Genomic DNA, 24,675 nt, shown 5'->3' with positions numbered 1-24,675 from the left:
CGTACCGCGTCAGGCAGGCACGGTCGTGGCGCGGCGGATGGTGATGTCGCCCGAGGCGGTGCGGGCGTGCACGATCAGCCGCCGGTCGTCGTGCTCGGGGCCCGCGGCGGGAGTCAGGTCGCTGCGCACGGTCCCCGACCGGCTGTCCAGATCGAGGTTCGCGGCGGTCCCCTGGGCCACGCCGACCTCGACGTCACCGCTGGCGGTCGCGGCGGAGATCGATCCCGACTCGGCGCCGGCGACGGTCAGCGATCCGGATGCGGTCCGGCTGTCGACGCTCCCGCGCAAGGTCGCGACAGTCGCCGAACCGCTGGCCGCCTGGAACTTCAGGCCGCCGTCGAGGGCGTCGATCGACAGCTCCCCCGACGCCGTGGCTACGTTGGCGTTGCCCGACAGGCGGCGAACGGCAACGTCACCGGAAGCGGTGGCGGCCTTGATGTTTCCCTCGACAGCGTCGAGCGCAGCGGTGCCACTGGCAGCGTCGAACCGGCAGTCGCCGATCGTTCCGTCGACCCGCAGGTCCGCTGACGACACCGCGACAGCGAGCCTCGACAGCGACGGCACCGCGATGTCGACGTTGACCGCGCCGCGCGACAGCGACAACAGTTTCTTGCCCACGGTCACCGTCAGCGCGCCGTTGGCGAAATCGATGTGCGCCTGCTCGGCCGCTCGGACGTCGGCGGCCCGCAGCGGGTCACGCGGCGTCACGCGCACCTCGGTGTCAGCGCGATCGGCGGCGGTGATGCGCACCGCGCCGGCACCCAGTTCGATCGTGGCGGTGATGGGTCCGGGCGTGGGAAAGGTTCGCATTGTGGTCTCCGATCGATGGATGGGTTTTCTTCGGTTCGGCGTCGTCAGCGGACCCAGCCGGTGACGGTGTTGCCGCGCTTCCGGTCACGTGGCGCCGGCCCGCCGAGCGCCGCTCCGACCGCGCGAACCAGCCAGGCGTTGACCGACAGGCCGTCACGCCGGGCGGCGGCGTCCACGCCGCTGCGCAGCCCCTCGGGCAGCCGGAGGGTGACGCGCCACGTGCCGCCGTCGTCGCCGGCCGGGACTGCGGCGTCCCCGTCAGGCAGCTCCGCATCGGCGCCGGCACTGCGTGGATCGGCTTCGGCCGGCAGCCCGGTCACGGCGAATTCCGGGTCTCGACCGCGCAGGCGCACGTCGACCGACGCGGGCGCCAACTCGCGGGTGATGTGCTCGGCCGCCTCCGACAGCGCCTCGAGCAGCGCGAGCCGCAAGGCGGAGTCCAGCGGCGCGGTCAGCCGTTCGGCGAGTTCAGCGGCTTCCTCGCCGCCGGCCGCAGCGGCGATTTCCAACTCCAGCCGAACCCCGTCGACATACGGTTGCAGATCCATGACACCAATATGACACCATTGTGGTGTCACAACAAGCGTCATTTTGCCGCCACACATCGCGGCGCCCGCGCCGACGACACCCACCCGCAGCGCTCCTCCGCACGAATACGACCGAGCGTCGTATGTAAGAATGTCGGCAATCCACCGGATCGTTAAGGAGTAGCCGTGGCCACCACCGAGGTCGAACGAAGCACCGGAGTCGACGTAGAGGACGTCCCCTCTGCCGAGTGGGGCTGGTCCAAGATGAACCGCGGCGTGATTCAGGCCGGTGGCATCCTGTCGGCCATCTTCCTGCTGGTGATGCTGCGCGGTAACCACGTCGGCCACGTCGAGGACGCCTGGCTGATCGGCTTCGCCATCCTGATCATGGTGATCGTCGTGCGCGGCTGGTGGCTGCGTCGTCGCGGCTGGATCCGCTGACCTCGATCTTTTACGGCAAAGGCCACGAACTCTCGCGAGTTCGTGGCCTTTGTCGTTGACGCGTTCTAGGCGGCGGCCTCGGGCTCCCGGTGCCGCTTGTCCGAATGGAAGAACGTCACGAGTGTCGTTGCGCCACAGATCAATCCGACGGTGCCGATCAGCTGCGGGCCGGTGAGGCGGTCCGCGAGCCCGCCACCCACGCCCGCGCCGATCATGAACGACCCCACCAGGGCGAGATAGCCGAGCCAGTCGTAGACGGTGCCGTTGCCGCAGATGTGGCGTTCCAGCCCCTGTCCCAGCTTGACGACCGTGCCGGTGACGTAGCTGAGCGGTACCGCTACCTCACCGTTCTTGACGAAGCTGGTGTTCAGCGCGCCCACCGAGAAACAGATGATCAGGATTCCGGTGAAGTTGACGTCCTCGTAGTACCAGCCGTCCTCATAGAGCTCGACGACCGACGCCACCAACAGGCCAACGGTCACCAGGGCCGTCGCGCCGTGCGGATGGTTCTGCCAGTACTTGCGCCGCAGGACCGACGCCACGAAGACCCCCGCGAGGAAGCAGGCCATCAACCACAAGGCCGCCTGCGGCCCGGCTCCGGACACCTTCTGCCGTTCGGCGACGTCGAACCAGCCGAGCACGGCCCGTTCGGTGTTGCCCGTCATGAACGTGACGAAGTATCCGGCGCTGTGCAGGAACGCGACCGCGCCGATCATGCCGGCCAACCACGACAGCAGCCACGACAACCGTGCCTCCGGTCCGATCGCGGCTTCCTTGCTCACAACCCTGTCGGGCGACTGCTCATCCACCGGCACATTATGTACGGCACGGATCGACGGACGGCCCCGATCGGTGCCGGCGCGGTCACCGGCCTTGGGGCAGGCAGGTGAAGCTGAGCCGGAACTTACCGATCTGGATTTCGTCGCCGCTGGTGAGCGGGAGGGACTGAACCTGGGTCCCGTTGACGTAGGTGCCATTCAGGCTGCCGGCGTCGATGATCCAGTATTCGTCGTCGAGCCAACGGATTTCAGCGTGGGTGCGGCTGACGGTGACGTCGTCGAGAAAGACGGCGCTGTCGGGGTGCCGGCCGGCGGCGACGACGTCGTCGGCGAGCAGGAACTGACCGCCGGGACCGGGGCCGCGGGTGATCACCAGGACACCCGAGCCCGGCACCACCTCGGACGCTTTCCGTTGCGCGGCATGGCCGTTGGCGCGCTCGTCGATCACGCGGTGGATGGCGGTGGTGTGGACGGTGACGTCGTCGCTGGGCCGCGCGTGGTCGGTCAGGCTCATCTCGGGTTCCTTCGTCTAGATGGGTTTTCGCGGCGCTACCGGGTGGTGTGGCTGCGGGCGTGGGCGATGGCATCGTCCAAGTTCTCGATGAGATGGTTCTCGTGGCGCAGGGAGTCGATGATCCCGACACCGGCGAGGAGGTCGCGATGCTCGGGCCGGACGCCCTTGATGATCACGGTGATACCCCGCGCCTCGAGTTCTTCGACGATCTGCGTCAGGGTGTGCGCACCCGTGGCATCGAGCATGCCGAGTTGCGACAGCCGGATGATCACCACCGACGTCTCGGGATGGTTGCCATCGGTGATCGCGGCCGAAAGCCGTTCGGCCGCACCGAAGAACATGGCCCCGTCGAGCCGCAGCAGCGCGATGCGCTCGTCGCCCGGCACATACGGCCCCGGCAAGTCCTCGCGGGTGACGCTGCTGCGCCGGGCCAGGGTGCGCAGCGCGAACAACGCCGTGGCCGCGATCCCGATCTCGACGGCCTGGATCAGGTCGAAACAGACTGTGACGGTTGCGGTCAGCACAAACGTCAGCGCGTCCGAACGCGTCGACCGCAGGATCCGCATGACCGTGTGCGGCGAGATCATCCGGAACGCCGTCACCATCAACACGGCCGAGAGCGCCGCGAGCGGAATGGCCCCGACCAGTCCGCTGACGAGGTACACCACGGCGAGCAACACCAGCGCGTGCACGATGGCCGCGACGCGGGTTCGTGCGCCGGACCGCACGTTGACCGCGGTGCGGGCGATGGCGCCGGTGGCCGGCATACCGCCGAACACCCCGGATGCGACCGACGCCAGCCCTTGTCCCACCAGTTCGCGGTTGGGGTCGTAGGGCCCGGTCGGGGACATCGTCGCCGCGACCCGCGCCGACAGCAGTGACTCGATGGCGGCCAGCGCGGCGATCGCCAGTGCCGCGCCGAACAGGGAGTGCAGCACCGCCAGGCCGGCGTGCGGCCAGACGGGAGCGGGCAGCCGCGACGGCAGCGCCCCGATGCGGGGCGCGGACATTCCGGTACCGGCCACCAGTGCGGTCGCCACAACAACGGCCACCAGGGACGCCGGTACCGCGGGATGCAGCCTGGGCAGCCCGATCATCAGGACCGCCACCAGCGCTGTGACGAGCAGAGCCGGCCGCGCCGCGCCCATCTCGATATGCGAGACGACGACGCCCGCGGCCACCAACGGGGACCGTCCGGCCGGTGCCGCCTGCCCGAATGCGGCCGGCACCTGCTGCAGGAAGATGATGACCGCGATGCCGAGGGTGAATCCTTCGATCACCGGCCACGGAATGAACGTCACCGCGCGCCCTACGCCGGTGAGGCCGGCCACCACGACGATGATCCCGGCCAGGATGGTGACCGCGGCGATGCTGCCCAGTCCGTACTGCGCGACGATCGGCGCCAGCACCACCGTCATCGCCCCGGTCGGCCCCGACACCTGAACGTGCGATCCGCCGAACACCGCGGCCACCAGACCCGCCACAACCGCCGTGACGAGACCGGCCGCCGCACCGACACCCGAACTGATGCCGAACGCCAGCGCGAGCGGCAACGCGACCACTCCGACCGTCACGCCGGCGAGGACATCGCGGCGCCACGAACGGCTCAGGCCGGCATAGTCCGCGCGCGACGGCAGCAGCCGGGTGATGCGGTCGGCGGTGAGCGTGGTCATCGGCTGGTGCCGATCGGCGGCAACGAGCCGACGGCATCGAGCTGATCACGTTGGGCGGCAAGGGTATCGGCCAGGAAGGTCCGCGCGATGAGCAGCAGTTCGGCGATCTTCGGATGCGCCAGCGTGTAGTACACCGCGTTGCCGGCCCGGTAGCCGCTGACCACGTGATGACGTTTGAGCACGGCCAGATGCTGGGAGAGCAGTGTCGGTTCGATATCGCTGGCCGCGTGGATGTCGCTCACCGGAGTCGGGCCCTCGGAGGTCGACAGGATCTCCAGCACCCGGATGCGCGCCGGATGCGCCAGCGCTTTGAAGAGGTTCGCCTTGATCTCGTACAGCGGCCGTTCGGGACCGTCGAGCACGCTGTCGACCATCTGCGGCACCCCTATTTGATGGATTGAAGAAATTCTCAATCCATCATAGCGTGCCAGGCCCTCCCGACCCATTCGCCAGATGACCTTCCCCCAGACAACTCACAGGCTCGCGCAGCGAAATATTGTGGGCTGGGTAACATTCGCGACATGACCGTAGCCGACAACACGATCGACCTGGGAGATCAAGCCTCCTTCACCGGCTTACGGGCGCTGGGCCGCGGCCCGCTCATCCAATACACCTGGATCTACGAACATCCGGTGAACCTGGATGGCCTGCGCCGCCTGCACCGCAACCTGGGTAGCGGCGGCCTGCTGGGCCGCCGCATCGAGCGGTCGCCGCTGCCGTTCGGCCGCCACCGGTGGGTCCGCTCCACCGGACCGGTGGACCTCGACATCGCTCCCGGGACGCGGCCCGTCTCCGAGATCAACGACTGGGTCAACGAACGCGGCCACATCCCCGTCGACCCCGAGCACGGTCCGCCGTGGCACCTCGGCGTGCAGCAACTCGAAGGCGGCGGCGCGGCCGTGTCGCTCGTGGTGTCGCACACCGTCGGTGACGGCCTGGCCATCGCCGAGGCCGTCGCCGACGCGGTCAACGGGTCGCCGCGCGATCTCGGCTACCCGATCGCCGGGGCCCGCACGCGGCGCGAGGCCCTGCGCGAAGACCTCCGCCAGACGGTGCGCTCGATGCCCAGTTGGTTCAAGGCCGTGGTCGGCGCGGTCAAGATCGCCCGCGACCAGAAGGGCGACCTGGCGGCGTCGGCCAAATCGGTGAGCGCGCCGGTGTCCAGCGGGATCACCACCCCGGTGACGCCGCCGTTCGTCGTCGTCCACATCGGCATCGACGAGTGGTACCAGCGCGCGAAAGCCCTCGGCGGCACCAGCAACGTGCTGTTCGCCGCGCTCGCTGCCCGGCTCGGGCTGGTGGTGGGCCGGTTGGGCGACGACGGCCGCGCCATGCTGTCGTTCCCCGTCAACATCCGCACCGAGGGCGACACCCGGGGCAATGCCCTCAGCACCATCACCGTGATGGCGGATCCCGAAAAGGTCAGCACCGACCTGTCCGAGTTGCGCAGCGACGTCAAGCGCGAACTGGCCGGTGTCGACGAGTGGACCCGCATGATGCTCACGCCGCTTCCCCTCACTCCCCTGGTGCCGAAGTTCGCGGTGCGGCGGCTCGAGAAGATGGTGCTCAAGGTCGGCAAGCCCATCGGTTGCTCCAACCTGGGCCAGTTCCCGCCCGCGTTCAACCGGCCCGACGGGACCGACGCCGACAATTTCCACGCCCGCCTGGTCGAGCCGGGCCTGACCCCGGTGGACCTCGAGCGCCTGAACGGCCACCTGTTCCTGGTGTTGTGCCAGACACCGACGTCGATGATCGTGACGGTCACCGCATGGGAACCGGGCGAGACGAACACCAAAGCGGCACTGGCTGATTCCACCCGCAAAGCGCTGGCCGAACTCGGACTCACCGGAACCGTCGACTAAGTTACCGGGTAGTACCATCGGTTTCGTGGACAGCACGGCGAGCAATCAGGGCAGCTCCGTCGAGGACGCCTCGACCCCGAGCCGAATCCTGGTGGCCACCGCGGAAGTGCTTGCCCGTCAGGGCCAGACCAAGCTCAGCCTGTCCGAGGTCGCCACGCAGGCCGGCGTCTCGCGCCCCACCCTGTACCGCTGGTTCGCCTCCAAGGAGGCGCTGCTCGAGTCGTTCGGACGGTACGAGCGCGACTTGTTCGTCGACGGCATGACCGCGGCCACCGAAGGGCTGCGCGGCAACGAAAAGCTCGATGCCGCACTGCAATTCATCGTGCAGTACCAGAAGACCTATTCCGGCGTACGGGTCATCGACATCGAACCGGAGGCCGTGCTCGCCCAGCTGCCGAACGTCGTGCCGACCATGCGTGCCCGCCTGCAGAAGCTACTGTCGGGGCCGAACGCCGAGCTGAAGGCCGCAACGGCCATCCGGATCGCGGTGTCGCACTACCTCGTCCCGAGCGACGACACCGAGCAACTACTGGCGCAGCTGCGGCACGCCGTCGGTTTGCGCTAGCCGGCTAGCCCTCGGCCGCCAATTGCCCACAGGCAGCGGCGATTTCGCGGCCGCGAGTGTCGCGCACCGTGCACGACACCCCGGCAGCCTGTACCCGGCGCACGAACTCCCGCTCGACCGGCTTGGGACTCGCGTCCCACTCGCTGCCCGGGGTCGGGTTCAGCGGAATCAGGTTCACGTGCACCAGCGGGCCGAGCGCGCGGTGCAGCTTCTTGCCCAAAAGGTCTGCGCGCCAAGGCTGGTCATTGACGTCGCGGATCAGCGCGTACTCCACCGACACCCGGCGACCGGTGACGTCGGCGTAATACCGTGCGGCCTCGAGAACTTCGGAGACCTTCCACCGGTTGTTGACCGGGACCAGCGTGTCGCGCAGCTCGTCGTCGGGGGTGTGCAGTGACAGCGCCAGCGTCACGCCCAGCTTCTCGTCGGCGAGTTTGCGGATCGCGGGGGCCAGGCCGACGGTCGAGACCGTCACCGACCGGGCGCTGATCCCGAAACCCTCCGGCGGCGCCGCGGTGATCCGGCGCACGGCGGCCACGACGCGGTTGTAGTTGGCCAGCGGTTCCCCCATGCCCATGAAGACGATGTTGGACAGCCGGCCGTCGTGCTCGTTGCGCATGGCGGCCGACGCCGCGCGGACCTGCTCCAGGATTTCGGCGGTCGAGAGGTTCCGCTTCAGGCCGCCCTGACCGGTGGCGCAGAACGGGCACGCCATGCCGCAGCCGGCCTGCGACGAGATGCAGACGGTGTTGCGCTGCGGGTAGCGCATCAGCACCGACTCGAACGTCGTGCCGTCCACCGCGCGCCACAGGGTCTTGCGGGTCTCCCCGGCGTCGCACTGAATCTGCTTCGCGGGGGTGATCAGGTCGGGGAACAGCGCCGAGGCCACCTGATCGCGCACCGATGCCGGCAGATCGGTCATCTCGTGCGGATCGGCGATCAACCGCCCGTAGTACTGGTTGGCCAGTTGCTTGGCCCGGAACTTCGGCAATCCCAGCTCGGTGACGGCCGCCACGCGTCCCTCGGCGTCGAGGTCGGCCAGGTGCCGCGGCGGCATGCCGCGGCGCGGTGCATCGAACACCAGAGGAAGGGAAACGGCCATAACGGGCTTCAGTATCGCACCGACGGCACCCCCGGGACGAAATCACAGCCGAAAATCGTTGGACTCGGCGTCTATGAACACTCACCATGAGCCCATGCCGCCCCGTCCCGCGTCGCTCCTGGCCTTCGTCTACGCATTGGGTTATCCCATTGGTGCCCTTGCGGTTTCGGCTCTGACGCCCATGGCGACGCTGGTGTTCCGATTCGGGCTGGCCGCCGCCATCCTGTCCACCTGGGCCCTGGCGGCGCGTGTGAAATGGCCCACTGGCACGCGGCTGGTGCACGTCGTGATCAGTGGCCTGCTCACGCAGGCCGTGCAGTTCATCTGCCTGTACCTGGCACTGATGCACGGCGCTCCGGCGGTGCTGGGTGCCGTCGTCATCTCGATGAACCCGGTCGCCACCGCGCTGCTGGCCGCGGTGTTCCTGGGCGAGCGCCTGACCGCCATGCGCGTCGTCGCCCTGATCCTCGGCGCGCTGGCGGTGCTGGCCGCGTGCGCCCAGCGGCTGCTGATGGTCGGCGGCGTCGACGCGGTGATCGTGTTGCTGGTCGTCTCGCTGCTGGCGCTGGCCTCCGGCGGCGTCTACCAGCAGCGGTTCTGCCGCGGCGTGGATTTCCGCGCCACCGCGGCGGTGCAGAACGCGGCGTCCTTGGTCCCGGTGGCGATCCTGGCCGCCGTCATGCCGTGGACGGTGACCAACGTGCACACCGCGGTCCTCGCGGTGGGGGCTGTGGTGCTGCTCAACGCGACGTTGTGCATGACGATGTACGTGCGGGCCATCGATCGCTACGGCGCCGCCGCGGTGGCCATGCTGTTCGCGGTCATCCCGGCCATCGCCGGCGTGCTGTCGTGGCTGCTGCTGGGCCAGCGCCCGGACCTCGGTGTGGTGGTCGGTCTGGTGCTCGGCGCGCTGGCCTGCTGGCTCAATTCGCGGGCCGTGGCGCGGACCGTCAGGCCAGCAACTCCAGCACCAGCCACGCCGCCACTCCAGACGGCAGAATCGAGTCGATCCGGTCCATCAGACCGCCATGACCGGGGAGCAGAGTGCCCATGTCCTTGATCCCGAGGTCGCGCTTGACCTGCGACTCCACCAGGTCGCCGAGCGTGCCGGTGATGACGAGCATGATGCCCAGCGGCACACCGACCCACAGCGGCCGGCCCGCCAGGTAGTGCACCGACAGCACCGAGACGACGATGCTGAACAGCAGCGACCCGCTGAAGCCCTCCCAGGACTTCTTCGGGCTGATCGCCGGCACCATCGGGTGCTTACCGAACAGCACGCCCGCGGTGTAGCCGCCGATATCGGAGGCCACGACGCCCAGCATCATGCAGAACACCTGCATGGCACCCTCGTGGTAGCCGCCCTGGTGCGGGTAGATCAGCAGCGCCGTGAAGGCGCCGAACAGCGGTACCCAGGACGCCAGGAAGATCGTCACCGACACGTCGCGTGTGTAGTTGACCGGCGCCGCTTTGAGCCCGCCGGACAACAACCGCCAGATCATGCACAGCGCGACCGTGGCACCGAACGCCCCGAGGGCGCCGGCTTCCCGGTAGGGCCACGTCAGCCAGATCATCGCCTGGCCGCCGATCAGCAGCGGGATCACCGGGACGGCATAGCCACCCTCACGTAGCCGGCGCACCACCTCGTGCGTGGCCAGCGCGACGGCCAGAGCCACCAGCGCCACCCACAGCTGCGGGACGAACAGCAGGGTGGCGATGACGGTGCCGCCGAGGAGGACGCCGACGGAGATGGCGGCGGGCAGATTGCGCCCGGCGCGCGATGTCTTCTTGGGCTCCCCCGTGGGGGTGGTTTCGGTGGCCACGAATGTGCGGATGCGGACGGCTGGAGATCCTCAGACCTCGAGCAGTTCGCCTTCCTTGTGCTTGACCAGCTCGTCGATCTGAGCCGTGTAGGTGGCGGTCGTCTTGTCCAGATCCTTCTCGGCGCGCGCGACCTCGTCCTCGCCGGCCTCGCCGTCCTTCTTGATCCGGGACAGCTCGTCCATCGCCTTGCGACGGATGTTGCGCACCGACACCTTGGCGTCCTCGCCCTTGCCCTTGGCCTGCTTGACCAGTTCCCGGCGGCGTTCCTCGGTCAGCTGCGGGATCGAGATGCGGATGACGCTGCCGTCGTTGCTCGGGTTGACGCCGAGGTCCGAGTTCCGGATGGAGTCCTCGATGGCCTTGAGCTGGTTGGCCTCGTACGGCTTGATGACGACCAAGCGCGCCTCGGGGACGTTGATGCTCGCCAGCTGGGTGATGGGCGTCATCGAGCCGTAGTACTCGATGTTGATCCGGTTGAACATGCCCGGGTTGGCCCGGCCGGTACGGATCGACCCGAGGTCGTCACGGGCCACCGCGACGGCCTTGTCCATCTTCTCTTCGGCATCGAAGAGGGTTTCCTCGATCACTTCATCTTCTCCCGTCAGTCCCGCTCGCCCGGCCCCAGCCCTAGCTGGAAACCAGCGTTCCGATCTTCTCACCCGCGACCGCGCGCGCGATATTGCCTTCGGTCAGCAGATTGAAGACCAGCATCGGCATGCCATTGTCCATGCAGAGGCTGAACGCGGTGGCATCGGCGACCTTCAAGTCGCGTTCCAACACCTCACGATGGGTGATGCTGGTGATCATCTGGGCGTCGGGCACCTCACGCGGGTCCGCGGTGAACACGCCGTCGACGGCCTTGGCCATCAGGACCACCTCGGCACCGATCTCCAGCGCGCGCTGCGCGGCGGTGGTGTCGGTGGAGAAGTACGGCAGGCCCATGCCCGCGCCGAAGATGACCACGCGGCCCTTCTCGAGGTGCCGGCGCGCCCGCAGCGGGATGTACGGCTCGGCGACCTGTCCCATGGTGATGGCGGTCTGCACGCGGGTGTCGATGCCTTCCTTCTGCAGGAAGTCTTGCAGCGCAAGGCTGTTCATCACGGTGCCGAGCATGCCCATGTAGTCACTGCGGGTCCGCTCCATGCCGCGCTGCTGCAACTGCGCACCGCGGAAGAAGTTGCCGCCACCGATGACGACGGCGACCTGGGCACCGGCGCGGACCACCTCGGCGATCTGCCGGGCGACCAGAGCGACGACGTCGGGGTCCAGGCCCACCGCGCCGCCGCCGAACATCTCACCACCGAGCTTGAGCAATACCCGCTTGTAGGCCGGCCGGATCAAACCCTGGCCACCGTTGTCTGCCTCGTTGTCTGGGCTGCCCATCAGACTCCTTCGGTCCCCACAAGTCACAACTGCCCCGGCGATCGGCAGCGGCTCCATCCTGCCTCATGGCGATCGCGCCGGAGGCAAGGAGGGTGGAACCCGATGGGCGGGCGGCTACCCGACGGACTACCCCAGGTGCGCCTGTAACAACCACGCGCGAACCGACTTGAGTCCGTTCGGCTCGTCCCTTACGTCGACGTCGGCGAAACCTCTGCCGGGTGCGCCGGTCGCGCCGAAACCGTCGGGCATGTTGCCGTGGATGCGGGCCGGGGAGATGTCGTCGATCACCCAGTACTTGCCGACGACGTCGCGCAGCTCGTCCTCGGTCACCGGGTTGGCCGGGCCGGCGGGCATGCCGCCGCGGTCGAAGACGAGAACGATGTAGGTGGCGCCGGGCGCGGCGGCCCGCACGATCGAGCGCTGGTAGCCGTCCCGGAGTTCGACGGGCATGGAGTGGAACAGCGTGCTGTCGATGATGGTGCCGAAGCGGCCGTCGTACCCGGTGAAGTCGCTGATGTCGGCGACCTCGAAGCTGGCATTGTGGGCGCCGCGCCGGGCAGCTTCGGCCCGGGCCAGTTCGATGGCGGTGGCCGACTGGTCCAGACCCACGGTCGTGAAGCCGCGCTCGGCCAGATAGATCGCGGTGGCGGCCTCGCCGCAACCGGCGTCGAGGACGTCGCCGTGCACCTTCCCGGCGTCGATCAGCGCGGCGATCTCGGGCTGCGGCACGCCGATGCTCCACGGCGGCCGGGCACCCATCTCGGGAGCCTCACCGCGGTACGCGCTTTCGAACATGGCATCTGTGGGTCTGGTCATACCTCCGGTTTATCAACGAGATTGATATATGTCAATATAATTGACATGTTCGAAGGTGAAGACGCTCCCCTGGGCTATCTGCTCAGCCGTATCGCCAACGCGCTGCGCGCCGAGATCACCGCCAACGTTCTCGAACCGCTCGGCCTGAGCTTCCCGCAGTACGTCTGCCTGCGCATATTGGACAACCGCTCCGGCATGTCCAATGCCGAGATGGCCCGCTTCATCGGGGTGTCACCACAGGCGATGAACATCGTGGTGCGCGCGCTGCAGGACCGCGACCTGATCACCCGGCCCTCGACCGTCGCAGCCGGACGCTCCCGGCCCACCGAGCTGACCCGGGCCGGCCGCACCCTGCTGGGCAAGACCGACGCCGGGATTCGCGCCGCCGACGACGCGCTGCTGGCCAACTTGAGCCCGGCCCAGCGCCGGCAGTTCCGCGAGACGCTGACGAGCCTGATGCCGCCCGACTAGAGGATCGCGGCGGCGACGATCAGGCCGAACGCCAGGTACGCGGCCGCGACATCGAGCACGACCGGGGAGAACTTCTCCTCGTGGAGCATCTCGCCGATGTCGAGGCCTTTGACGGCGCCGATCAGGCGCACCGAAAGCGCCTGTGCGGCAATGCCGATGAGGCCGAAGACCAGCGTCTTGATCAGGCCGCCGGCCAGGTCGCCCGTCGAGCTGTAGATGGCGAGCACCACGATGAAGGCCATCGACAGCACACCCGAGGCGGCCACCGCCGCGGCATTCGGCCGGCCCGAGCGGACCAGCTCGCGCAAGGGTCCCGGCGTGGTCCAGTCGATCACGAAGAAGCCGAGGATCATCAGCGCGCCGCCGACGATCGCGTACAGCGCGATCGCCGACGCGCCGTGTCCGACGATGGACCAGTAGTCGTTGCCAAGAGCGGTCAGGGTCATGAAGTTCGTTTCCTTCCGGTCACTGCGGGATGCGGTGGGGCACAAAGGCTGCGCCGTTGTCGGTGACCAGACCCGAGGTCTCGCGGATACCGAGGCCGGCCGATTCGTCGCCGACGATCCAGGCGCCCAAGGCGGGACGCATGTCGTCGAACTGCGGTAGCGGGTCGAGCAACTGGTACACGTAGCCCTCTTCGCCGTACACGCCGCCGGTCTGTGTCTCGTAACCCGCGCCGACGATCGTGACGTTCGCCCCCTCGCGCCCGAGTTTGGGCTTGCGGACGTATTCGGTCAGCTCGTGCGGATCGTCGATGTACGCCGGCAGCAGATTCGGGTGCCCCGGGTACATCTCCCACAGCACCGCCAGGATGGCCTTGTTGCTGAGCAGCGACTTCCACAGCGGCTCGATCCACATGGTCTCCGGCAGGGATTCGGCTGCGTACTTGCCGAATTCGTCGTCGAGCACCCATTCCCAGGGGTAGAGCTTGAACAGCGTCGAGATCGGGGCGTCTTCCAGATCGACGAAGCGATTCAGGTCCCGGTCCCAGCCCAGTTGCTCGATGGCCAGGCCGACGGTGTTCATCCCGGCCTCGGCGGCGCACTCCTGCAGGTAGGCCAGCGTCACGTTGTCCTCGCCGCTGGTGTCCGCAGAGGACCAGGTGAAGTGGGCTTCGTTGCCGGGCAACCGATCCTGGATTTCCTTCCACCGCTCCACCAGCTTCTCGTGCAGCGAGTTCCACTGGTCGTCGGCGGGAAAGACATCGGTCTTCCAGTACCACTGCAGAATCGCGGCTTCGAGCAGCGACGTGGGGGTGTCGGCGTTGTACTCCAGCAGCACCGGGGGCCGGCGGCCGTCGTAGCGGAGATCGAAGCGACCGTAGAGGTGCGGATCGCTACGGCGCCAAGACTTTTCGATGTGCGGCCAGCTCCACTCCGGCAACCCGAAGTCGCGGTAGCGCTCGGTCAGCACGATGTTCTCGACGGCTTCCAGGCACATCGAGTGCAGCACCTCGACCGAGGCCTCGATCGAGAGCACCTCGTCCATGTCGAACACGTAGTGCACCGACTCGTCCCAGTACGGACGGTCATTCCCGTGTGCGTCGGTGGCCGGGGTGTCGAAACACATGCCCTGGCTGGCAACGATCTGCTGCCACCCCGGTCGCGGGGCGTGACGTTCGCGCCGCATCAGCTACCGGAGCTTCCGTGGCTCGACGAACCGAAGCCGCCGCGCGATACCGACGACCCCGACTTCGAGATGGAGGTGCCGGATTTCGTTGTGGCCGTAGTGCCTTTCGGCAGGGTCAGGGTGCCACCGTGGGCGATGCTGCCGACGCCGGAGTTGGAGCCGCCGTAGTAGTACCGGTACGGCGATCCCATGTACAAGAACGTGCTGCCGCCGCCGTAGTTGGTGCCGCTGCTGCAGTAGCTGTCCGGCACCACTTCGTTGCTGCCGTCCTTGACGCAGGACGCGCTGATCTGATCATCGCGATGGAAGATCGCGTAGCCGGCGGCGACCACCGCCACCACGCCGACGCCGACCGCCGAACCGATGAGGACCTTCTTGCCGGTGGCCGCGCGCTTGCGCGCCTTCTCGGCTTTGACCCGCTCGATCTCTTCTTCGGCTTCGCGCGCCCTCTTGGCCTTGTCGCGGGCCCGGGCCTCGGCGACGGTCGGCTGCCGCGGCTTGGCGGTGGCCGGGTCCTGCCAGCGGACGGAACCCTGCGGTTCTGCCGGGGGTGCCGGCGGCGTGAAGTCCGGTGTCGGATTCGGGGTGGGACCCGCCGGGGGCACCGGCGGCGAACTCGGCTCGGACCCGGGCGCGGGCTCCGGCCCGCCGCCTTGAGCCGACGACTTCCACGGCTGCCTTTCAGCCCCGTTCTCGGGCCCGACAGTCATGCACACCCCCAATTGACGCAACCTGTGAGACAGCATAAGGCTGGCCGCCCGACAAAGCGGCCGTTGCCGCTGCTTGCGTCGAGCAAAAATAGCCCCGCCGGCCGGTCGACGTCAGCGCGCCGCGAGCGACGGCCAACCGATTTCCCGCTCGAGCTCGAACGCCAGTGCCAGCAGCGTCGCCTCCTGCCCCGCCGCCGCGCCGAACATCATGCCGACCGGCAGTCCCGACGCGGACCGGGCCAGCGGCAGCGAAACCGCCGGGGCGCCACTGGCGTTCTGCAGCGGCGTGAAGCCGACCCAGTCGATGAGCCGCGACATGACCTGGTCGAAGTCGGCAGTCGGGTCCAGGTGCCCGATCGGCGGGGTGACCTCGCTGAGGGTCGGGGTGAGCACCACGTCGTAGTCGCGGGCCAGGCGCGCCGGAATGCGCCGTGACGCGGCCAGCCGGGCGATGGCGGCCGGCACGCGGTGCAGATTGCGCGCCGCCTTTGCTTCCAGTCCCAGGGTCAGGTTGTCCAACTTGCCGCGATCGAAGCTGGGGCCGAAGGTGCGTTTTCCACTACGGACCAGCGCAAAGGCCAGGAAAGACCAGTAGAGCAGGAAGTCGTCGCGGAACCGCTCCGGTGCCGGGTTGCCGATCTGGGTGACGCGATGGCCGAGCTCCTCCAGCCGGGCCGCGGTCTGCATGGTCAACTCCCGGATCTCGGGGCCGGCGTCCCGGCCGATCGAGCTCGTGCACACCGCAATACGCAGCCGGCGCCGGCCGGGCGCGGTGACGTCGCCGATGGCCGGCAGTTTCGGGTTCCGGTAGACGCGCTCGGCCTCCCGGTAGAACGCCGCGGTGTCCCGGACGCTGCGGGTGAGGACGCCGTTGGCGACGATCTGCAGCGGCATCCGGGTCTCACGGTCCAGCGGCAAGCGGCCACGGGTGGGCTTGAGACCGACCAATCCGTTGCAGGAAGCCGGGATTCGGATGGAACCGCCGCCGTCGTTCGCGTGGGCGATGGGCACCACGCCGGCCGCGACGAACGCCCCCGACCCGGACGACGACGCCCCCGCGGTCACCATGGTGTCCCATGGGTTGCGCACCGGGCCCAGCCGGGGATGCTCGGCCGAGGCGCTGAAACCGAACTCCGACAGCTGTGTCTTCCCGAGGGCCACCAGCCCCGTCGAGAGGTACAGGCGCGCCCACTCCCCGTCGGCCGGCGCCGGCCGGGGCGCCCAGGCATCGGCGCCCTGCATGGTGGGCCAGCCGCCGACCGCGACGTTGTCCTTGATGAACGTCGGTACCCCGTCGAAGAATCCTCCGAAAGGTCTTGGTGCACTCGCCTTTTCAACAGCCTGCTCGAAGGCTTCGTACGCCATGCCGTTCAGTTCGGGCTGCGCCTTCTCGGTCCGGGCGATCGCCGCCTGCACCACCTCGACCGCCGATACCGCACCGCTGCGGATCGCGTCGGCGACACCGACCGCGTCGAGGTCGCCGAGGGCGTCGTCACCGAATGTGCTGATGGGTGTCATGGCACCCACGGTACCAAGCAGTACCACCAGCCCGCCTTACCCCCAGATTTCACGTTGTGAGTCCGGACACCGGCTGCGTGCACCGTGGAACGCGCTGCGTAAACGCCCAGTTTCCCCGGCGTAACTTTCCATTTGAACTAGTGCCATATGGAAGTAACTGGTGCTAATTTCCGTTCGACCCGGCTGCTGCAGGTCGCAGACCGGTCCGGTCATCGGCGCCCGTATCCGACCTGCCTGCCTGATGCATTGCATCACTGGCGATTACGACGGATTCGACAGGAAACGCGTTCATGACTACCGAGCAATCCCTAGACGAAGTGCACGGCCAACCGATGGCCGCCGCCCGCGTCGGCCCTTGGTCCCGCTTCGTCACCTGGGCCAACCAGGACACCATCGAGGACTTCTCACTTCGCTACGCGCCCAAGTCTTTTCGCAAATGGTCGCCGATGGCATGTGCCGTGGCCGCCCTGGGTGGCATCGCCTACCTCGCCGACTACTCCATCGGCGCATCGATCGCCGTCACCCACGGCGCGGCCAGCGCGGTCGTCGCGATCCTGGTCGCCGCGGTCACGATCTTCCTCACCGGCATCCCGATCGCGTACTACGCCGCCAAATACAACATCGACATGGACCTGCTCACGCGCGGAGCCGGTTTCGGATACTTCGGCTCAACCCTGACGAGCCTCATCTACGCCAGCTTCTGCTTCATCTTCTTCGCGCTCGAAGGCGCGATCATGGCGCAGGCGATGAAATTGGCGTTCGGCATTCCACTGGCCGTCGGCTACATCATCGGCTCACTGATCATCATTCCGCTCGTGCTCTACGGCATGACCGCCCTGGCCAAGTTCCAGGTCTGGACCCAGCCGTTGTGGCTGATCCTGTTCGTCGCCCCCATCGCCTTCATCGCGACCGCGGATCCGGCGGGCTTCCACGGGTTCCTGAGCTGGGCGGGCAACGGCGGCAGCGAGCAGGTCACGGCCATCGGAGTCGGTGCGGGCGCCGGCGTGGCATTGTCACTCATCGCCCAGATCGGTGAACAGGTCGACTACCTGCGCTTCATGCCCGAGAAGTCGGAAACACCGCCGTTGCGCTGGTGGGCCGCGGTGCTCGCCGCCGGACCCGGCTGGGTGATTCTCGGTGCCGCCAAACAGATCTGCGGCGCCTTCCTGGCCTTCTACGTCGCGGGCAAGGTCGGTTTCGCGGCCGCCACCGAACCCATCGAGCAGTTCCTCGGCGGCTTCGGCTCGGTCATCCACAACGACGCCCTCGCCCTCGGTCTGGCCACGCTGATGGTGTTGCTGTCACAGGTGAAAATCAATGTGACGAACGCATATTCGGGCTCGTTGTCCTGGTCGAACTTCTTCAGCCGGGTGCTGCACGTGCACCCGGGCCGGGTGGTGTACCTCGGTCTGCACATCGCCATCGCGCTGGCACTGATGCTCAGCGACATGTTCGCCGTGCTCAACACCATTCTCGGGTTCTACTCGAATGTCGCGATCGCCTGGATCGGCGCGATCGTCGCCGACCTCGTGATCAACAAGCCACTGCTCAAGCTCAGCCCGTCATACGTCGAGTTCAAGCGGGCCTACCTCTACAGCATCAATCCGGTCGGATTCGTCTCGATGCTGGTCGGTTCGGTTTTCTCGATCATGGCCTTCTACCACGCTTTCGGAGATTTCCTCGCGGCCTGGTCGCCCTACCTGGCGCTGACGCTGTCCTTCGTGCTGTCACCGGTGATGTGCATCGCGACCAAGGGCAAGTACTACCTGGCGCGGCGCAATCCGCTTCGTGAGGAGATCGAGAAGGAACCGCTGTGGGCGGGCCAGACGCTGCTGGACGTCGTCGACCAGAAGCGGTACGAGCTGCCGGACATGGTCCACGACTGCCCCTTCCACCACGGCACCGTGTCCTCGCTGACCTGCACGCTCACCAAGGACTGCCATGACATGTGCAAGAAGGACGGCTACACGGATTCCACCAGCGCGGAACTACTGAAAACTGCGGTGACACCGCAGTCGAGCTGACGCACCGTCATGGCCTCGCCCAGAGCACCGGGCGGGGCCATGGCTGTCGGTCAGGGGGTGAGTTCGGCGATCACATCGAATTCGAGTTGGTCCGCGCTGGCGAGGTACACGGGTTGACGAGTATGAGCACCACGCATGACGACCTCGCCGCGCGGACCCTGGTAGGCGACATTGGAGCGCGCCCGGTCGATCGCGGCCACCTCCAGGCTGCGGGCCGTCTGCGCCAGGGCGGTGAGCAACAACAGTCCCTCGTAACAGGATTCACCGATGTTGTTGAGCGCCGGGGCCGCACTGCCGAACCGCTGCAGATAGTGCGAGCCGAACCCCATGTTCACCTCGGTGGGCAGGCTCTCGAAGTAGCCGCACGCGGTGTACAGACCGGTGGTCGCCCCACTTCCACTGGCGCACAACACATCCTCACCGATCATCAACGACAGGCGCACGACACTCTGGTCCAGGCCGGCGCGGGCGAACGCGCGATTGAACGCCGCGTTGTCCGCACCCACCATCAACACCAGCACCCCGTCGGCGTCCGAGGCGGTGATGACGTCCAGCATCGTCCGGAAGTCTCGCCCGCCCAACGGAACGAATGCCTCGCCGACGAACTCGAGGCCCGACCGCCACATGTAGTCCTTGGTCACGCGGGCGGTCTGCCGCGGCCAGATGTAGTCGTTGCCGACAATGCACCAGCGTTTCAGCCCGAGGTGCTCACGCAACCACGTCAACGCCGGAAACAGTTGCTGCTCCGGCGTTTCCCCCACCATGTACACGCCGTCGGTGCTCTCGCCACCCTCGTAGAACGTGGTGTACACGTAGGGCACCCGCCCGGCCGTCTGCGGGGTGATGACCCGCCGCGCATTCGACAGGTGCCAGCCCACCACGGCGTCGATCTGCTGCTGGGCCACCAGGCGGCCCAGTTCGTCCGCGAGCTCGTTCAACGGCGCGCCGGCGTCGACGGGATGAATGCGGACCGGCCGGTCCAGGATGCCGCCGGCGGCGTTGATGTCCTCGGCGGCCAGTTCGGCGCTCGCCTCGCACGACGGTCCGAACATCCCGGCGGGCCCGCTCAACGGCACCACGAGCGCAATGTCGACCGCATCCCGGTCGGGGCGCGCGGGAATCGTCGCAGGTTTCGGATTCACCATCACCTCACCTTGGGAGACCAGCCCAGCCCTGCCACCTCAATCGCGACGACCACGACGTCCGGCGGCCGGGTGGCCAGAATTCATTTTGAAGATACCTTCCGATCAGCGCTGTTTCACGGCGAGACGACAGGTCCGACCACGGTAGGCTGGGCGCCACCATGGAGATGAAGCCCGGCGCCCGTGCTGACACCATCGAGGAACTCGCTCGACTGGTGAAGTCGGTCGCCTTCGAACTGGACCGCGTCGTGACCGATCACCTGGGCGGTCTGACGGTGCGTCAGTGGCACGTGCTGGCCGCCCTCGAGGGTGGCGCCGGAAAACCGATGACGGCACTGGCCGAGGTGACGCTGCTGCCCGGGCCGAGTCTGACCCGGCTCGTCGACGGGATGGTCGACGACAATCTGGTGCTGCGCAAGGCCGATGTGGTCGACCGCCGGCGGGTGCTGGTCTACCAGACCCGCCGGGGCAACGCGCTGTACCGCCAGATCCGGGATCGGCTCAACAAGTCCGAACAGCTGGCCGCGCTGTGCACGTCAGCGTCGCTGCAGCCCGAAGCCCTGACCGAGCTGCTGGGCGTCCTGCAGGGTTCGAGCTCCCCGGCAGAACTGCGCGGCTGACACCGGCACCCGCCAAACAGCCAGTCCCCCAAGGTAATCGGGGAACTGGCTGCCGGCTGCGGGATCAGAAACTGGCGTGTGGCGCGCCCATTCCAGGATCGATCTGGTAGGGCCCCGACGCCGACGGCGCCACCGGGAAATCGAAGATCGCCGTCGGGATGTACACCGTCGCACAGGAATTCGGGATGTCCACCACGCCGGAGAGCCGGCCCTCGATCGGCGCGGACCCGAGCAGCAGGTAGGCCTGCTCCGGGCTGTAGCCGAACTTCGTCAGGTAGTCGATGGCGTGCAGACACGCGCGCTGGTACGCCAGATCCGAGTCGAGGTACTTCTGCTCGCCGTCGAGCGTCACCGAGGTGCCGGAGAACGCCAGCCATTCCGAGTACTGCGGGTCGGTGTTGCCGGGCATGAAGATCGCGTTCTCATGCACGCCGTAGGTTTCCATGCCGCCCTTGATCAGGTCCACGTGCAGGTCCATGAACCCGCCCATCTCGATCGCGCCGCAGAACGTGATCTCGCCGTCGCCCTGCGAGAAGTGCAGGTCGCCGAACGACAGGTTCGCCCCGGGGACGAACACCGGATAGAACACCCGGCTGCCCTTCGTGAGGTTCTTGATGTCCTGGTTTCCGCCGTTCTCGCGAGGCGGCGCGGTGCGGGCGGCCTCGGCGGCAGCCTTGGTGAAGGCATCGCCGCGCAATGAGCCCAGGATCGCGTCCTGCGGTTCGGGCGGCAATGCCAGCGGCGGCACGCGGTCGGGATCGGTGGCGATCAACGCGCCTTCGCGGGCGTTCCATTTGGCCAGCAGTGCCGCCGACGGCGCCGTGCCCATGAGGCCGGGATGCACGATGCCGGTGTACTTCACATGGGGCACGTGGCGCGAGGTGGCCTTCTGCCCCGAGAAGTCCCAGATCGCCTTGTAGGCGTCGGGGAACTGGTCGGTGAGGAACCCGCCGCCGTTCTGCTTGGCGAAGATGCCGGTGTATCCCCAGCCCTGCCCCGCCAGCGGCCCCGAGTCTTCCTGCGGAATGGGCCCGACGTCGAGGATGTCGACGATCAGCAGGTCACCCGGCTCGGCGCCCTCGATCGCGAACGGCCCGGACAGGCAGTGCACGCCCTTGAGTGGCGCGTTGAGGATGTCCTCGGCCGAGTCGTCGTTGTGGATGGCGCCGTCGAACCACTCGCGGCAGTGCGCCCGGAAGCTGTCCCCCGGCTTGACGGTGACGGCCGGCGGGATGTCCGGGTGCCATCGGTTGTGGCCGACCAACTGTTGGTCGGTGAACTTCTTCGCCGAATCCAAGGGGAACAGCAATTCCGGCACATTGACCTCCTAGCGACACAAACACACTTGCTTCCGAATGGAAGTATTCAATACTGAAGGTGTCTCGTCTGCGGTTCGGGCAAGTTACATCCGGATGACGTTGGCGGATAGGGCTTATGGTGTCGTTGTGCCTACCTACGTATTCCGGTGTGGACAGGGTTGCCCGGACTTCACCGAACAACATTCGATGGCGAGCGTGCCCGCCGATACGCCGTGTCCGAGCTGCAGCGGCGCGGCCAGGCGCCGAATCGGAGCGCCCGCCCTGGGTGCCGGCAACTCGCCGGGCATGCGGGCGCAGGACGCCACCCGCGCCACGGCGGACCGCCCTGATGTCGTCCAGAGCCTGCCCACGAGTCGCCGCCGCGCGCCGGTGACCACGAATCCGTTGCACCGCAAGCTCCCCCGGCCCTAGCCGGACAAAGCAAAACCCCGCGCACTCCGGGATCGCCGGGTTTGTGCGCGGGGTTTTGTCAGTGAGCAGCGGGTGTGCTGCCCAAGTTCTTACTGCTGGCCGACCTCGAACCGCACGAAGCGGGTCACGGTGACGCCGGCCTCGTCCAGCAGGGCCTTCACGGTCTTCTTGTTGTCGGACACCGACGGCTGGTCGAGCAGCACGACGTCCTTGTAGAAGCCGGTGACGCGGCCTTCGACGATCTTCGGCAGTGCGGCCTCGGGCTTGCCCTCTTCCTTGGCGGTCTCCTCGGCGATACGACGCTCGTTGGCGACCAGGTCGGCGGGCACGTCCTCACGGGTGAGGTACTTGGCCTTCAGCGCGGCGATCTGCAGCGCGACCGCGTGAGCGGCCTCTTCGGAAGCACCGTTGTACTCGACCAGCACACCCACGGCCGGCGGCAGGTCCGCGGCACGCTTGTGCAGGTAGGTCTCGACGGTGCCGTCGAAGTAGGCGACCCGGCGCAGTTCGAGCTTCTCGCCGATCTTCGCGGACAGGTCCGCGACCAGCTGCTCGACGGTGGTGCCGTCGACGGTGGCGGCCTTGAGGGTCTCCACGTCGTTGGCCTTGGCCGCGACGGCAGCGGTGAGGATCTGGTCCGCGAGAGCCTGGAATTCGGCGTTCTTGGCGACGAAGTCGGTCTCGGAGTTCAGCTCGATGAGGGCGCCGTCCTTGGCGGCGACCAGGCCCTCGGCGGTGGCGCGCTCAGCGCGCTTGCCGACGTCCTTGGCACCCTTGATGCGCAGGACCTCGACGGCCTTGTCGAAGTCACCCTCGGTCTCAACCAGTGCGTTCTTGCAGTCGAGCATGCCGGAGCCGGTGAGCTCCCGCAGTCGCTTTACGTCAGCAGCGGTGTAGTTAGCCATCTCAGCTTTCTGTGGTGGTGGTTTCGGTGGCGGCTTCCGGAGAAGACGCGGTCTCGGTTCCTGCCGTGGCCCCGGCGAGCAGTTCCTGCTCCCACTCGGCGAGCGGCTCGGCGCCTTCGGCCTCGGTCTTGGCACCCGAGCGGGCCTGCAGCCCCTCGGCAACCGCGGAGGCGATCACCTTGGTCAACAGCGCGGCGCTGCGGATGGCGTCGTCGTTACCCGGGATCGGGTAGTTGACCTGGTCGGGATCGCAGTTGGTGTCCAGGATCGCGATGACCGGGATGCCGAGCTTGATGGCCTCGGAAACGGCCAGGTGCTCCTTGTTGGTGTCGACGACCCAGATGGCCGACGGAACCTTCTGCATGTCCCGGATACCGCCGAGGCTGCGCTCGAGCTTGTTCTTCTCACGCGTCAGCATGAGGATTTCCTTCTTGGTGCGACCCTCGAAGCCACCGGTCTGCTCCATCGACTCGAGTTCCTTCAGGCGCTGCAGGCGCTTGTGAACGGTCGAGAAGTTGGTGAGCATGCCGCCCAGCCAGCGCTGGTTGACGTAGGGCATGCCGACGCGGGTGGCCTCGTCGGCGATGGACTCCTGGGCCTGCTTCTTGGTACCGACGAAGAGCACGGTGCCGCCGTGGGCAACGGTCTCCTTGACGAATTCGTACGCCTTGTCGATGTAGGTCAGCGTCTGCTGCAAGTCGATGATGTAGATGCCGTTGCGGTCGGTGAAGATGAACCGCTTCATCTTGGGGTTCCAGCGACGGGTCTGGTGCCCGAAGTGTGCGCCGCTGTCCAGCAGCTGCTTCATGGTCACTACGGCCATGTTGGTGCCTCACTCAGTTATCGGTTGTCGTCCGGCATCGGGTGATTCCGGACCCTGGCGTCTGCTGCGTGCCGGACCCGACTCGGTTGTCCGAGGTGGGACCGCCCGGCATGCGGTGGCGACCCGAGATCGAGCCGCTGTGCAGGCGCGCGAAGTCAACCCACGAATGCGGATTGCAACGGGAAGTTTACACGGTTCCCGGGGATGCTTTTGTCCACAGTGCGCGGGTTGTCCACAGATCGGGTTTCTGGGGGTGCCGAAGCCGCCGCCGAAGCGCTGAACTGGCCTGATGCGGATTCTACTGGCGCTCCTGCTCGCCGGACTCGGCTCGACCGGCGTGGCGCACGCCACCGACGACCGGCTGGACTGGCCGCTGCGGCCGCGACCGACCGTCGTGCGCACGTTCGACGCGCCGCGGCCGAACTGGCAGCGCGGGCACCGGGGCGTCGACCTCGCCGGTGCCGCCGGCCAGACGGTGTACGCCGCCGGCCCGGGCACCGTGGTGTTCGCCGGGGAGCTCGCGGGCCGGCCGGTCGTGTCGGTCGCTCATCCGGGAGGGCTGCGGACCAGCTACGAGCCCGTCCGGGCGGCGGTGCGCGCCGGCGCCGTCGTCGCCGCGGGTTCGCCAATCGGCACGCTGCTGGCCGGGCACCCCGGCTGCGCGAATTGTCTGCACTGGGGCGCCATGTGGGGCGCGTCGTCCGACGCCGACTACGTCGATCCCCTCGGCCTGCTCGCCGAGACCCCGATCCGCCTCAAGCCCCTTTGACCGCGAGCGGCCATTGCTCCTATGTCAAGCAGCGAGTG

28 protein-coding genes are annotated in these 24,675 nt (G+C 67.6%); 9 read left to right on the top strand and 19 right to left on the bottom strand.

The genetic code is table 11. From position 1 onward, the window contains the following. Window positions 1-9: 9 nt before the first annotated feature. Together VXD91_RS05970 and VXD91_RS05965 are read right to left on the bottom strand one after the other, a co-directional pair. Window positions 10-810: a DUF4097 family beta strand repeat-containing protein gene (locus tag VXD91_RS05970; protein ID WP_212811825.1), complete on the bottom strand. Its 801-nt coding sequence runs from the start codon at window positions 808-810 to the stop codon at window positions 10-12. Window positions 811-854: 44 nt separating this feature from the next. Further along, window positions 855-1,358 carry a histidine kinase gene (locus VXD91_RS05965; RefSeq protein WP_212811826.1) on the bottom strand — a complete coding sequence of 168 codons (504 nt, stop codon included), beginning with the start codon at window positions 1,356-1,358 and terminating at the stop codon, window positions 855-857. A gap of 165 nt (window positions 1,359-1,523) precedes the next feature. Between VXD91_RS05965 and VXD91_RS05960 the strand changes: the two genes are divergently transcribed. Next, a complete protein-coding gene (locus VXD91_RS05960; protein WP_212811827.1) occupies window positions 1,524-1,778 on the top strand; it encodes a DUF2631 domain-containing protein in 255 nt (84 codons plus the stop codon). 65 nt (window positions 1,779-1,843) lie between these two features. Here the strand turns inward: VXD91_RS05960 and VXD91_RS05955 are convergent, their stop codons facing one another. From VXD91_RS05955 to VXD91_RS05940, 4 genes are read right to left on the bottom strand one after another with little or no spacing between them, the layout of a single operon-like run. Continuing rightward, window positions 1,844-2,587, bottom strand: coding sequence for a YoaK family protein (locus VXD91_RS05955; RefSeq protein ID WP_346414909.1), 744 nt, complete (start codon window positions 2,585-2,587; stop codon window positions 1,844-1,846). A gap of 55 nt (window positions 2,588-2,642) precedes the next feature. Beyond that, window positions 2,643-3,065 (bottom strand): FHA domain-containing protein, encoded by a 423-nt coding sequence (locus VXD91_RS05950; protein WP_318984613.1) that lies wholly within the window; start codon window positions 3,063-3,065, stop codon window positions 2,643-2,645. 41 nt (window positions 3,066-3,106) lie between these two features. Next, window positions 3,107-4,744: a SulP family inorganic anion transporter gene (locus VXD91_RS05945; protein WP_318984325.1), complete on the bottom strand. Its 1,638-nt coding sequence runs from the start codon at window positions 4,742-4,744 to the stop codon at window positions 3,107-3,109. Further along, window positions 4,741-5,118, bottom strand: coding sequence for a metalloregulator ArsR/SmtB family transcription factor (locus tag VXD91_RS05940; protein ID WP_318984324.1), 378 nt, complete (start codon window positions 5,116-5,118; stop codon window positions 4,741-4,743). Before VXD91_RS05940 ends, VXD91_RS05945 begins: the two co-directional genes overlap by 4 nt. A gap of 147 nt (window positions 5,119-5,265) precedes the next feature. On the opposite strand from VXD91_RS05940, the gene VXD91_RS05935 reads away from it, so the two are divergent. Further along, window positions 5,266-6,606: a hypothetical protein gene (locus tag VXD91_RS05935; RefSeq protein WP_318984323.1), complete on the top strand. Its 1,341-nt coding sequence runs from the start codon at window positions 5,266-5,268 to the stop codon at window positions 6,604-6,606. Window positions 6,607-6,631: 25 nt separating this feature from the next. Next, a complete protein-coding gene (locus tag VXD91_RS05930; protein ID WP_212811831.1) occupies window positions 6,632-7,171 on the top strand; it encodes a TetR/AcrR family transcriptional regulator in 540 nt (179 codons plus the stop codon). A 4-nt stretch (window positions 7,172-7,175) separates the two neighbouring features. On the opposite strand, the gene rlmN is transcribed toward VXD91_RS05930, so the two are convergent. Beyond that, window positions 7,176-8,273 carry a 23S rRNA (adenine(2503)-C(2))-methyltransferase RlmN gene (gene rlmN, locus VXD91_RS05925; RefSeq protein WP_212811832.1) on the bottom strand — a complete coding sequence of 366 codons (1,098 nt, stop codon included), beginning with the start codon at window positions 8,271-8,273 and terminating at the stop codon, window positions 7,176-7,178. A 94-nt stretch (window positions 8,274-8,367) separates the two neighbouring features. Here rlmN and VXD91_RS05920 point away from each other — a divergent pair, with 94 nt between their 5' ends. After that, a complete protein-coding gene (locus tag VXD91_RS05920) occupies window positions 8,368-9,333 on the top strand; it encodes a DMT family transporter (protein WP_346414908.1) in 966 nt (321 codons plus the stop codon). Here the strand turns inward: VXD91_RS05920 and VXD91_RS05915 are convergent. The 4 genes from VXD91_RS05915 to VXD91_RS05900 all read right to left on the bottom strand — a co-directional run bounded on the left by VXD91_RS05915 (window position 9,224) and on the right by VXD91_RS05900 (window position 12,296). Beyond that, complete coding sequence (locus VXD91_RS05915) at window positions 9,224-10,096, bottom strand: phosphatidate cytidylyltransferase (RefSeq protein WP_020102016.1); 873 nt, start codon at window positions 10,094-10,096, stop codon at window positions 9,224-9,226. The genes VXD91_RS05920 and VXD91_RS05915 overlap by 110 nt on opposite strands. 30 nt (window positions 10,097-10,126) lie before the next feature. Beyond that, a complete protein-coding gene (frr, locus tag VXD91_RS05910; RefSeq protein WP_212811834.1) occupies window positions 10,127-10,684 on the bottom strand; it encodes a ribosome recycling factor in 558 nt (185 codons plus the stop codon). A 40-nt stretch (window positions 10,685-10,724) separates the two neighbouring features. Further along, complete coding sequence (gene pyrH / locus VXD91_RS05905) at window positions 10,725-11,480, bottom strand: UMP kinase (RefSeq protein WP_346414907.1); 756 nt, start codon at window positions 11,478-11,480, stop codon at window positions 10,725-10,727. Between the two features lie 126 nt (window positions 11,481-11,606). Beyond that, entirely contained in the window at window positions 11,607-12,296 is a 690-nt protein-coding gene (locus tag VXD91_RS05900; RefSeq protein ID WP_318984321.1) for a class I SAM-dependent methyltransferase, read from the bottom strand. A gap of 45 nt (window positions 12,297-12,341) precedes the next feature. On the opposite strand from VXD91_RS05900, the gene VXD91_RS05895 reads away from it, so the two are divergent. Beyond that, a complete protein-coding gene (locus VXD91_RS05895) occupies window positions 12,342-12,767 on the top strand; it encodes a MarR family transcriptional regulator (RefSeq protein ID WP_318984320.1) in 426 nt (141 codons plus the stop codon). On the opposite strand, the gene VXD91_RS05890 is transcribed toward VXD91_RS05895, so the two are convergent. The 4 genes from VXD91_RS05890 to VXD91_RS05875 form a co-directional block, all read right to left on the bottom strand. Beyond that, window positions 12,764-13,213 (bottom strand): DUF350 domain-containing protein, encoded by a 450-nt coding sequence (locus VXD91_RS05890; protein WP_318984319.1) that lies wholly within the window; start codon window positions 13,211-13,213, stop codon window positions 12,764-12,766. The two genes, VXD91_RS05895 and VXD91_RS05890, sit on opposite strands and share 4 nt — an antisense overlap. Before the next feature lie 19 nt (window positions 13,214-13,232). Continuing rightward, the gene (locus VXD91_RS05885; protein WP_020102022.1) at window positions 13,233-14,396 is read right to left on the bottom strand and encodes a glutathionylspermidine synthase family protein; all 1,164 of its coding nucleotides are present in this window, start codon (window positions 14,394-14,396) and stop codon (window positions 13,233-13,235) included. Continuing rightward, window positions 14,396-15,001 carry a hypothetical protein gene (locus VXD91_RS05880; RefSeq protein ID WP_318984612.1) on the bottom strand — a complete coding sequence of 202 codons (606 nt, stop codon included), beginning with the start codon at window positions 14,999-15,001 and terminating at the stop codon, window positions 14,396-14,398. Before VXD91_RS05880 ends, VXD91_RS05885 begins: the two co-directional genes overlap by 1 nt. 216 nt (window positions 15,002-15,217) lie before the next feature. Then, window positions 15,218-16,624 carry an amidase gene (locus VXD91_RS05875; protein ID WP_346414906.1) on the bottom strand — a complete coding sequence of 469 codons (1,407 nt, stop codon included), beginning with the start codon at window positions 16,622-16,624 and terminating at the stop codon, window positions 15,218-15,220. 290 nt (window positions 16,625-16,914) lie between these two features. On the opposite strand from VXD91_RS05875, the gene VXD91_RS05870 reads away from it, so the two are divergent. Continuing rightward, the gene (locus VXD91_RS05870) at window positions 16,915-18,648 is read left to right on the top strand and encodes a hypothetical protein (RefSeq protein ID WP_226521645.1); all 1,734 of its coding nucleotides are present in this window, start codon (window positions 16,915-16,917) and stop codon (window positions 18,646-18,648) included. A 50-nt stretch (window positions 18,649-18,698) separates the two neighbouring features. Here the strand turns inward: VXD91_RS05870 and VXD91_RS05865 are convergent, their stop codons facing one another. Then, window positions 18,699-19,793 (bottom strand): substrate-binding domain-containing protein, encoded by a 1,095-nt coding sequence (locus tag VXD91_RS05865; RefSeq protein ID WP_318984316.1) that lies wholly within the window; start codon window positions 19,791-19,793, stop codon window positions 18,699-18,701. A 158-nt stretch (window positions 19,794-19,951) separates the two neighbouring features. Here VXD91_RS05865 and VXD91_RS05860 point away from each other — a divergent pair, with 158 nt between their 5' ends. Continuing rightward, window positions 19,952-20,410 (top strand): MarR family transcriptional regulator, encoded by a 459-nt coding sequence (locus VXD91_RS05860; RefSeq protein WP_318984315.1) that lies wholly within the window; start codon window positions 19,952-19,954, stop codon window positions 20,408-20,410. A 64-nt stretch (window positions 20,411-20,474) separates the two neighbouring features. On the opposite strand, the gene fmdA is transcribed toward VXD91_RS05860, so the two are convergent. After that, complete coding sequence (gene fmdA / locus VXD91_RS05855; protein ID WP_029118377.1) at window positions 20,475-21,728, bottom strand: formamidase; 1,254 nt, start codon at window positions 21,726-21,728, stop codon at window positions 20,475-20,477. Between the two features lie 127 nt (window positions 21,729-21,855). On the opposite strand from fmdA, the gene VXD91_RS05850 reads away from it, so the two are divergent. Further along, window positions 21,856-22,140: a zinc ribbon domain-containing protein gene (locus VXD91_RS05850; RefSeq protein ID WP_318984314.1), complete on the top strand. Its 285-nt coding sequence runs from the start codon at window positions 21,856-21,858 to the stop codon at window positions 22,138-22,140. 89 nt (window positions 22,141-22,229) lie between these two features. Here the strand turns inward: VXD91_RS05850 and tsf are convergent, their stop codons facing one another. Together tsf and rpsB are read right to left on the bottom strand one after the other, a co-directional pair. After that, window positions 22,230-23,045: a translation elongation factor Ts gene (tsf, locus tag VXD91_RS05845; protein WP_020102030.1), complete on the bottom strand. Its 816-nt coding sequence runs from the start codon at window positions 23,043-23,045 to the stop codon at window positions 22,230-22,232. A gap of 1 nt (window position 23,046) precedes the next feature. Then, complete coding sequence (gene rpsB, locus VXD91_RS05840) at window positions 23,047-23,868, bottom strand: 30S ribosomal protein S2 (protein ID WP_318984313.1); 822 nt, start codon at window positions 23,866-23,868, stop codon at window positions 23,047-23,049. 289 nt (window positions 23,869-24,157) lie between these two features. On the opposite strand from rpsB, the gene VXD91_RS05835 reads away from it, so the two are divergent. Beyond that, window positions 24,158-24,637 (top strand): M23 family metallopeptidase, encoded by a 480-nt coding sequence (locus tag VXD91_RS05835; RefSeq protein ID WP_318984312.1) that lies wholly within the window; start codon window positions 24,158-24,160, stop codon window positions 24,635-24,637. Window positions 24,638-24,675: the final 38 nt, after the last annotated feature.

The organism is Mycobacterium sp. SM3041, from assembly GCF_039668335.1.
GTDB lineage: Bacteria > Actinomycetota > Actinomycetes > Mycobacteriales > Mycobacteriaceae > Mycobacterium.
The sequence above is the reverse complement of the archived record's forward strand: the minus strand, read 5'-3'. Positions and strand labels throughout refer to the sequence as shown.